General features: G+C 66.1%; 5 protein-coding genes. 1 reads left to right on the top strand and 4 read right to left on the bottom strand.

What is annotated here, in order from left to right; genetic code table 11:
• Positions 1-252 precede the first annotated feature (252 nt).
• Together nadE and FJ222_10690 are read right to left on the bottom strand one after the other, a co-directional pair.
• Entirely contained in the window at positions 253-2,151 is a 1,899-nt protein-coding gene (gene nadE, locus FJ222_10695) for an NAD(+) synthase (protein MBM4164887.1), read from the bottom strand.
• Positions 2,152-2,176: 25 nt separating this feature from the next.
• Entirely contained in the window at positions 2,177-2,974 is a 798-nt protein-coding gene (locus tag FJ222_10690) for an MBL fold metallo-hydrolase (protein ID MBM4164886.1), read from the bottom strand.
• A 183-nt stretch (positions 2,975-3,157) separates the two neighbouring features.
• Between FJ222_10690 and FJ222_10685 the strand changes: the two genes are divergently transcribed.
• On the top strand, positions 3,158-4,600 hold the full coding sequence (locus FJ222_10685; GenBank protein MBM4164885.1) for a hypothetical protein: 1,443 nt from the start codon (positions 3,158-3,160) through the stop codon (positions 4,598-4,600).
• Between the two features lie 499 nt (positions 4,601-5,099).
• On the opposite strand, the gene FJ222_10680 is transcribed toward FJ222_10685, so the two are convergent.
• Both FJ222_10680 and FJ222_10675 read right to left on the bottom strand, forming a co-directional pair.
• Positions 5,100-7,328: a hypothetical protein gene (locus FJ222_10680; protein ID MBM4164884.1), complete on the bottom strand. Its 2,229-nt coding sequence runs from the start codon at positions 7,326-7,328 to the stop codon at positions 5,100-5,102.
• 662 nt (positions 7,329-7,990) lie between these two features.
• A complete protein-coding gene (locus tag FJ222_10675) occupies positions 7,991-8,455 on the bottom strand; it encodes a hypothetical protein (GenBank protein ID MBM4164883.1) in 465 nt (154 codons plus the stop codon).
• Positions 8,456-8,883: the final 428 nt, after the last annotated feature.

The raw sequence follows: 8,883 nt of genomic DNA, 5'->3' as shown, positions 1-8,883 counted from the left end.
GGGTGTGTGGGTGCGTCTCGCCGCGCCGCAGCGAATGGATCAAGGCATTGATCGCTATCGAATTGAAAGGGGAATTCTGCTCAGCCCCCGACAGCTCACACGCCCACACACCGCTGTCGCGCATTCTCTTTCTCTTTCGGCGCGGCGGGACGCCGCTGCCCTACCCGCTGTCGCGCCCACTCACACACTCACACACTCACACACCCCTGTCGCTAACCGATTACATGGATAACTGACCCCGGGTCGCTCGTCTTACGCGAGCACCCGCGCGCGGAGCTCCTGATAGCGGTCCGAGAACCAGGGGCCGAGCTGGGCTTCTCGGTGGTCGAAGCCGAAGGCGCGTCGGCTCACCGCCAGCACCGGCGGCGCCTGGAGCCGCTTGGCCACGCCCAGACCCTGATAAAGCATCCACCACCGCTCCAGGTCGGCCACGAACGCCCGAGCATCCGGGAACAGCGCCGCGACCGTTCCCGCGTACCCGATGCGTCCCTCCAGTTCGCCGCTGGCGTACCACTCCAGGATATCCTCGGGCGTCGCCCGATCCCAGCGCTCGACCCAGGCGCGGAAGAGGGTGTCGTGATAGGGATAGATGAGCGGGTCCCCCTTGCCCTCGTCCACCGCCTGCGCGGCGTTGAGTTCGGCGGAGGGCGTGATGGCAAAAATCCCCTCGGGAATCACCGGCCGGTCAAACCCCTCCGCATTGAGATGGCGGGCGACGGCGTACACCTGCTCCTTCCAGAGATCGCCCAGCGCCGCGAGCCAGCCGCAGATGTCGCCGTAGAGGGTGCCGTATCCGACGGTGATCTCGGCCTTGTTGGCGTTGCAGGTGAAGACCCCGCCGAAGGCCGCCGCCGCCGCGGCGAGCACCCGTCCGCCCCGATCGCGCGCCTGGATGTTTTCCATGTCGAGGGCGCCAAGCGTGAGCGCGCCGGCGGGCGTGCCGCCCGGCCCGGTGAGCGGCAGATGGTCGATCTGTCCCCGCGTCAGCTCCACAGCCGCCGTGATCGGCACCTCGGCATAGCGACCGCCGAGCGCCTCGGCGAGCCGCCGCGCCAGCCCCCGCGTGGTCTGCGAGGAGAACGGGCCGGGCAGGTTCAGCAGCAGCAAATCCTCCGGCGCGAGGATCCGGCTATAGAGGGCGGCCGTGAGGGCCGAGTCGATGCCCCCCGAGATGCCCACCACCACCCGGCGGATGCCCAGCCGCCGCATCAGGCCGCGCACGCCGAACTCCAGCGCCTGTGCCAGCGCCGCCGTGCTGTCGCGCCGGGGCGCGACCGGTTCGCCGAAGGGCGCGCCGTCCGCGGGCAGCGTCACCGTGGCCGCCGCCTCCTCAAACGGCGGGCCGGCTTGCACCGCGTTCCCGTGGCCGTCGTAGATGCAGCTCGCCCCGTCGAACATGTAGACCGTCTTGCCGATGTCCTGCACGCCGACGGTGTTGACATAGAGGAGCGGCAGCCGGGTGTCACACGCGAGCTGGTTGAACACCCGGTTCCGTTTGTGATTCTTGTCGCCGGTGAATGGCGAACAGCTCGCATTGATCAGGAAGCGGGCCCCTTTGTGAGCGAGAATCTTCGCCGGGGAGAAGGCGTAGTCGGTGTCCCACGCATCCTCGCACAGCAGCCCGCCGATCAGGCCGAGCGAGGTCTGCATCGGCTCGATCATCCGGTCGGGCGTGGTGCCCTGCTCCAGCGCCAGGCGGCGGGTGTCGAAGAAGTGGCGCGCGTCGTCAAAACAGCGGTAATTGGGGAGCAGCGTCTTGGCGACAAACGGCAGGCGGGTCACGGCGGAGGCGCAGAACCGTCCGTTTTCGGCGAAGAACAGCGCATTGTAGCGGCGCACCCGGCCGTCTTCGCCGCGCTTCTCCCAGTCGACCGCCACATTGCCGAACACGACAAGGATCCCCTGCGAGGCCTCGCGCATCCGCTCCCCGCACGCCTCGCACGCCCGCAGGAACGCGGGGCGGTCCCACATGTCGCCCAGCAGATACCCCGGAATGGCCAGCTCGGGGAAGGCCACCAGCGCCACGCCGTCGGCGCGCGCCCGCGCCACCGCGTCGAGCATTCGGCGCGTGTTGACCTCGGGCCGGGCCGGCAAAACCTCCAATTGCACCAGCCGGACGGTCACCGCGCCCGCTTGCTTATGTGTCTGCATGTGTCCCTCGCTCCCCCGTCCCGCCTTACAATACCACCACCTCCGTGGCCCGGTGGTGATGGGTCATGACCACCCGCGTGGCGGACCGCCCTGCCCGCTGGAGGGCGGCGCGGGCCGCCCGTTCCGCGAGGGCTTCGGTGTTGCACGCCTCGCTCAGATGCGCGGGAAAGACGACCTGGAGCCGTTCCGAGGCCAGCTCGGCGAGCAGGTCGCGCGCGTCTTCGTTGCTCAGATGGCCGATCCGGCTGAGGATCCGCTGCTTGAGCGACCAGGGCCGGTCGGAGTGTTGCACCATCTCGACATCGTGATTAAACTCCAAAATCAGGGCGTCGCAGTCGGCGAGGCGCCTGCGGATCACCGCGGTGGCCATCCCCAGATCGGTGCACAGCCCCAGGCGGATCCCGCCATCGCTCAACACATACCCGACGGTGTCGGCTGCGTCGTGGGGGACGCCAAAGCTCTCGACGGTCAGGGCGCCCACGGAGAACGTCGCGCCGCTTTCAAAGATGTCCCAGCGGCCCGGACCTGCGGAAACCGCCGCTTGGGCGGCGCGCCCCGTCTGTTCGACCGCGCGGGCGGTCCCCTCGTTGGCGACCAGGCGAAACGGGTGGCGGCGGGCGGCGGAGGCCAGACCGCGGCAGTGGTCGGTGTGGTCGTGGGTGCATAACACGGCGGCGATCTCCGAAAACGACCGGCCAATCCCTGTCAGCCGCGCCTCCGCCTCCCGCAGGCTCAGGCCGAAATCGACCAGGATCCGCGTTCCCCCGGCCTCCACGTACACGCAGTTTCCCGAACTGCCGCTCGCCAATACACAGATTTCCACGCCCGACCTCCCGTCTCAAACCCCGCCAGTATACTCCTATTTTTGACGCGGCGGATGGAAAAACTTCATGATTTTCTCATTGACGGCTCAAACTTCCTTGCCTACACTGATGCTGACACTTGGTAATAACACTCTCCGCAAGGGGAGGCTTGGGGTATTAACATCCTGACACAGGAGACACACATGAACGTCACAAAACAAACGCTCCGGATGGGCGTGGCCGTGTTGGCCCTGGCCATCGGGAGCCAGGCGATCGCGGACCCGATCCTTTCGGAGTCGTTCGAGGGACCGGCGAATGGGAGTCTGGCGACCAACCTCACCGGCTGGTCGAGCACGGATGAAGACCTGTCCGCCATCACCAACATGGTGTACGTTTACACGAAGACATCACTGCCGCTGACCAACAGCGTCGTCACGCACACCAACGTGCTGCAACTCGACACCGGGAACAGCGTGTTGTCGTTCACGAACACCACGCCGATCGATTTCTTGTCGGACGCGCTCTATGTGGACACCATGGTCCGGTTTGACCTGATCGACGGCAGCCCGGAGGAGGTCGAGACCCCCTTTGACACCAAGTTCGCCTTCTTTGTGAATGCCGCGAGCAACCTGGTGATCCGGCACGGCGTGATCGTGAATGAGGCGTTCGTCTTGACAAACTCGGTGATAGACACAACGACGCTGCTGGGCGCGCTCATCAATCCCGCCGCCTGGTACCGCCTGTCAATCACGCTGAGCAGCGACGAGAATGCGTTTGTCTGGGCGCAACTGAAGGTGAATTCGAATAGCGTCACCCATGCCAATGCCTCGGCGGGGCTGTTCCTGTCGGCCATTTCTGGTGACACGGATACGTATCTGAACGCGGTCTCCTTCAAGGGCTCCGGCTTTATCGATGACGTGGTCGTGACCCGCGATGTGCCGTCGTTCGTGTTCACCGGATCGGTCTTTTCGTACGTGATCGAGGAATGGACCAATGGCGTATTTGTCGCCTACATCCCCGTTGCCACGGACAATGACTATGCCAACGGCTGGTCCAAGGAATACGCTGCGCCCGCCAGCGCGTGGTACACGAACAAGCTGGACACCGGCACCGCCGCGATGTTCACGCTCGGTTCGGACAACCGGACGGTCACGTCGCCTGCGCCTGACGGAACCCAGCCCGCCACGAACGTCCTGGAGGTGCTGCTGGATCAGGCCAAGACGGCCGCAGAGCTCCCCGCGCAGTTCGCCGGCATGAGCGAAGACGAGATCGCCTGGATCCGCGACTTTGGCAAGACGCCGGATGATGCGCTTGACATGGATGACAACACGCTGGCGTTCGAACAGGCGATGAAGCTCAATCCGTATGTGAACGAGGCGGTGACGAACGTGATCACCAGCTTCACGGTTGGCACGCCCGACTCGACGATCGTCGTCAAGGCCCTCACGAATGGCGTCGCCTACGCCTCGGCAAGCGGTCTGACGGTGAACATCCTGATCGACGCCAAGGTGAGCCTGACGAATGACTGGCCGGCCGCCGCCGGGATTACGAATGCCGTGACGGAATTCAATGTGCTGGGCGAGGCCACCAACACATTCACCACGCCGGTCGGTAACTTCTTCCGCGCCCGGATCCTGCCGCAGTAAGCCGGACGGTCTAATCAAACCGACAAACACCCCCCGCGGCATCCGCTGCGGGGGGTGTTGTTTTTGCGGATGCGTGACCTGTCGCGCAGCGGGCAGCGGCCTCCCGCCGCGCCGCAGGAAACAGGGAATGCGCGAAGCGGGTAGGGCGGCGGCGTCCCGCCGCGCCGCAGGAAACAGGAAATGCGCGAAGCGGGTAGGGCAGCGGCGTCCCGCCGCGCCGCAGGAAACAGGGAATGCGCGAAGCGGGTAGGGCCGCGGCCTCCCGCCGCGCCGCAGGAAACAGGGAATGCGCGAAGCGGGTAGGGCGGCGGCGTCCCGCCGCGCCGCAGATCAAGAAAAATGCCAAAGAAAAGGGCGGAAGCCCCGCCTATCTCGCACGCCGCGCTGACACCGATTGCCTTTTTATCAGGGGGGCTCCTCCATTGGCATGCGGCTCGCACCTTCTCTTTCCCCCCACACACGCGTTTCGCGCTTTCCGCTTTCCGCTTTTCCCTCTCGGTCACCTTACCAACAGCACCGTTGCGGAGGGAAACATCGGCTCGATTCGCACCTCGTCTATTCCCAGCGCCTGCGCCCCGGCCACGCTCTCCCCCTCCGTGACGGCGATCTGCCAGGCCAGATAAAAAAGGCCGCCCTCCGGGATCGCTGCGGCCAGAGCCGCTTCGCGATCCACCCGCGCCGTCGCCAGCGGACCCGCCCCCGCCGCCACCCCCGCCGTGTCGCCATCCGCCGCGAACGCGGCCGGATCGCCCGCCGCGCCCCAGTTCGCGCCATCGGCCGACACCCGCAGCTGCACGGCGGTGGATGCCGTGCCGTTGCGGTATTTTTCGGTCGCATACCCGACCCGCCAGCGCCGGATCGCCATCCCCGCCGTGTTGCGGAATTTTCCGTACACCGTCACGGTCGCGGCCTCTTCGCCGCCGGGCAGTCCGCCCACCGCCTGATCGCCAAGCGCCTGTCCTGTGAAGACGTACGTTCCGGCTGGCGTGAAACCCGCCGATGTATTGGCCAGCAGCGCGCGCGTGCCGGCCGACGCATAGGGGCCGTTCGTGCGCGGCGCGCCGCCCCGCGCCTCGGTCCGCCACGGCCAGACGAGCGTCGCCGGGGCGTCGCGCCCCATCTCGTCGAAGTTTTCCGCCGCCCCCGCCCGCCCCACCGGAACCGCCTCCAGCAGCGCGCCCGCCGCCCATGCCACCGTCAGATCGTCGATCCCCAGGCCGTGATCATTGCCTGTATCATCGGGATCGCTCCAGCGGAGCAGAAGCGCCTCGCCAGGCAGGATCGGATACCGGGTGATTGCCGCGCTCCGCGCCGCCGCCGCGTGGCAGGCGCCGGACGCCTGTGTGTCGGTCGTCAGCGGCGAGTCGTAGTCCAGCGCCGCGACCGGACGCCACTCCGCGGCGGCGCTCAGCGGCAGCACGCGGTTGGTGATGCAGTAGTGGAAGGAGAGGGTGTTGGTCGCGGCGCTCGCCCCCACCCGCCACTGCTCCGCCGTGAAGCCGATCGTCAGGTTGGTCACGGCCAGCCCGGTGGTGTTGGTGAAGGCGACGCCGAAGCGAATCGTTCCAGACGAACCGGAGGCCAGCGATCCCAGCGACCGGTCGCCAGCGTTGGCGACGCCGTAGGAGTAAAGGCCGCCACTGGTGCTCGACCCCGTTCCCGTCTGGTACTGCGTCACCTCTACCGCGCCCGCGCAGGCGTACCACGCCGGCAGCGGCAAGGCCGCATCGTCCCATTCGGGCGTGCCGGAGGCTTCCAGCGTGTTGAAGTCCTGGACGTAGGCGCCCGCAGCGGCCGCCAGCGCCACCGCCGGCGTCTGCGCGCGCCGCACGGTCACAACCACCGCCACCGGTTCGCTCACGCCATCCTTGTCCTGAGCCGTGAAGGTGAAGGTCTGCTCGCCCAGATCCGCCGCGGCAGGCGTGTAGGTGAACACGCCGTTGGCCAGACCGAACGCGCCGGCCACGCTCATCGCTGCCGTGACGTTGGTCGCGGTCACCGGGTCGTTGTCGGTCGGCGCCACCGTCACCGCTAGGCTCAACGCCGTCCCCGCCCGCGCGGTCCGGGGGGTGATCGGCAAAACCACCGGCGGGGTGTTCGTCCCGGCGGCCGACACCGCCACGGCCAGATCGTCAATCCGCCAGTTGGCGGTGCCCGAAACAGGAGACCCGGCACCATCATACCCATAAATGCGCACGGTCAGCGGCGTGCCCGGCGTCTGCGAGATCGCGGTGAAGGCGGTGGTCTTCAGCGCCCAGGTCTGGTTGTTCGCGAGCGTTCCGGCCGCCAGATCGGCGGCGTAACCGTCGAGGCTGGAGCGGATGCCGAACGCCTGCGGGCCGGTGGAGGTGCTGCGGCTGCCGAAGGAGAGGCCCGTCACGCGCAGGGTGTTCGTGGCGTCGGGCGTGAGGGTGAAGGTGAAATAGGCGGAGCCGGTGTCGTTGGTATTCAGCGGACCGGTGCGCGCGGCGGCCCCGGCGTTATAGCTACCCGAGGCGCCGGCGTAAGTGGTCGAGACCGAGTTGGTCGTCAGCAGATCCGTCGTGCCGTTGTTATTGCCGTGCGTGAGAGCCCCGGCGGAGACGTTGACCGCCGTGTTGGAAACGGGGGCGGCCAGCGGGACGGCGTTGGTGCCGAAGTTCCAGTGGATCGTCTGCGCCTGTGCCACAACGGCCAGTCCCAGCACGGAAGCCGCCAGTGCCCGCGCCGCCGTTTGGATCTTCGTCATGTCGCACCTCCACTCGTGTGAATGGCCGTCACGCAGGGCGCCCGCGTCAGACGCCGCGCTTAGTTTTCAGAATAATAAGCTTTCGGAACACACACGCGCAAGGGTGATTTTCAGAGAAAAAGGCAGAGGGGCGGAAGGGTGTGTGGGTGTGTGGGTGTGTGGGTGCGTGGGTGAATGCGCGCAGCGTGGTAGGGCGGCGGCGTCTCGCTGAAGAGAAAAGCTGAAAACTGAAAGCTGAAAAGCGGGATCAGGGAATGCGCGAAGCGGGTAGGGCGGCGGCGTCCCGCCGAAGAGAAAAGCTGAAAACTGAAAGCTGAAAAGCGGGATCAGGGAATGCGCGGAAGCGGGTAGGGCGGCGGCGTCTCGCCGCGCCGAGGGCAAATGGGTGAGCGTGTGGCAGTGTGGGTCATCGGGGGCGGGAGCGAAATCCCGCATATTCGATGGCGATCCCGATGGCGCGCCCGCTCTCGATAAATGCCTTTATCCATTCCATGTGCCTTGCGGCGCGGCGGGGACGCCGCTGCCCTACCTTGCGGCGCGGCGGGGACGCCGCTGCCCTACCCGATGCGTCGCGCCGACACCGATTGCTTTTTATCAGCAGCCTGCGGCGCGGCGGGACGCCGCTGCCCTACCCGATGCGTCGCGCCGACACCACGTGCCAGTTACCAGTTGCTGCCGCCCGATCCGATGATATACGGATAGTCGGCGGACGATGTCACAAGCTGCTTGCGAACCGGGTTTTCGCGGATGTAGATCATCTTCTCCACGAATTCATCCTCGTCCCGCAGGCGATGCTCAAAATAATCGCGCTGAAACTGAAGCTTGATCGTCCGGGTCTGATACCCCTTCCAGGCGGCGACCGTCTTGTGAATCGCATCGTCCAGATTGAACGTGGCGATGAAATGAAGATGATCCGGCATGATGACAGCGATCCAGATGTGCCATTTCCCCAGTGTCTCGTAGACCCGTAGATTATCCAGCAGGACGCCGGCAACCGCAGGCGCGGCGAAGGGCGCGGCGGCGCGGTCGCGCGCGTTGATCGTCACGAAATGCCGGGCGCCTTGTCCGACCCACGAAGGAACCTGATGCGGCAACGTTTTTCGCTGCGCGAAGGGCGACGGATTCATGAGGAAACAGTACGGGGTTTGAAACGATTGGGCAAGGCGCAAAGAGAAAAGCTGAAAACTAAAAGCTGAAAAGCGGGATCAGGGAATGCGCGAAGCGGGTAGGGCGGCGGCGTCTCGCTGAAGAGAAAAGCTGAAAAGCTGAAAACTGAAAGCTGAAAAGCGGGATCAGGGAAAGCGCGGAAGCGGGTAGGGCAGCGGCGTCTCGCCGCGCCGATTGCTTTCTTCCTGCAGCCTGCGGCGCGGCGGGACGCCGCTGCCCTACCCGATGCGTCGCGCCGACACCGATTGCTTTTTATCAGCAGAGGCTCTTGCAAAACCCCCCGGACGCTGCGCCTGACGGCTTGCGTCCGAGAGGTTTTGTAAGATTTTTTGCTGAAGCGGCGGGTCCGACGCTAAACAAACGGACTCGACAGGGCCATCGTTGCGGG

This window comes from Lentisphaerota bacterium, assembly GCA_016873675.1.
Classification (GTDB): Bacteria; Verrucomicrobiota; Kiritimatiellia; order RFP12; family JAAYNR01; genus VGWG01.
Note: the sequence above shows the minus strand (reverse complement) of the source record. Positions and strands in the feature narration are given on the sequence as shown.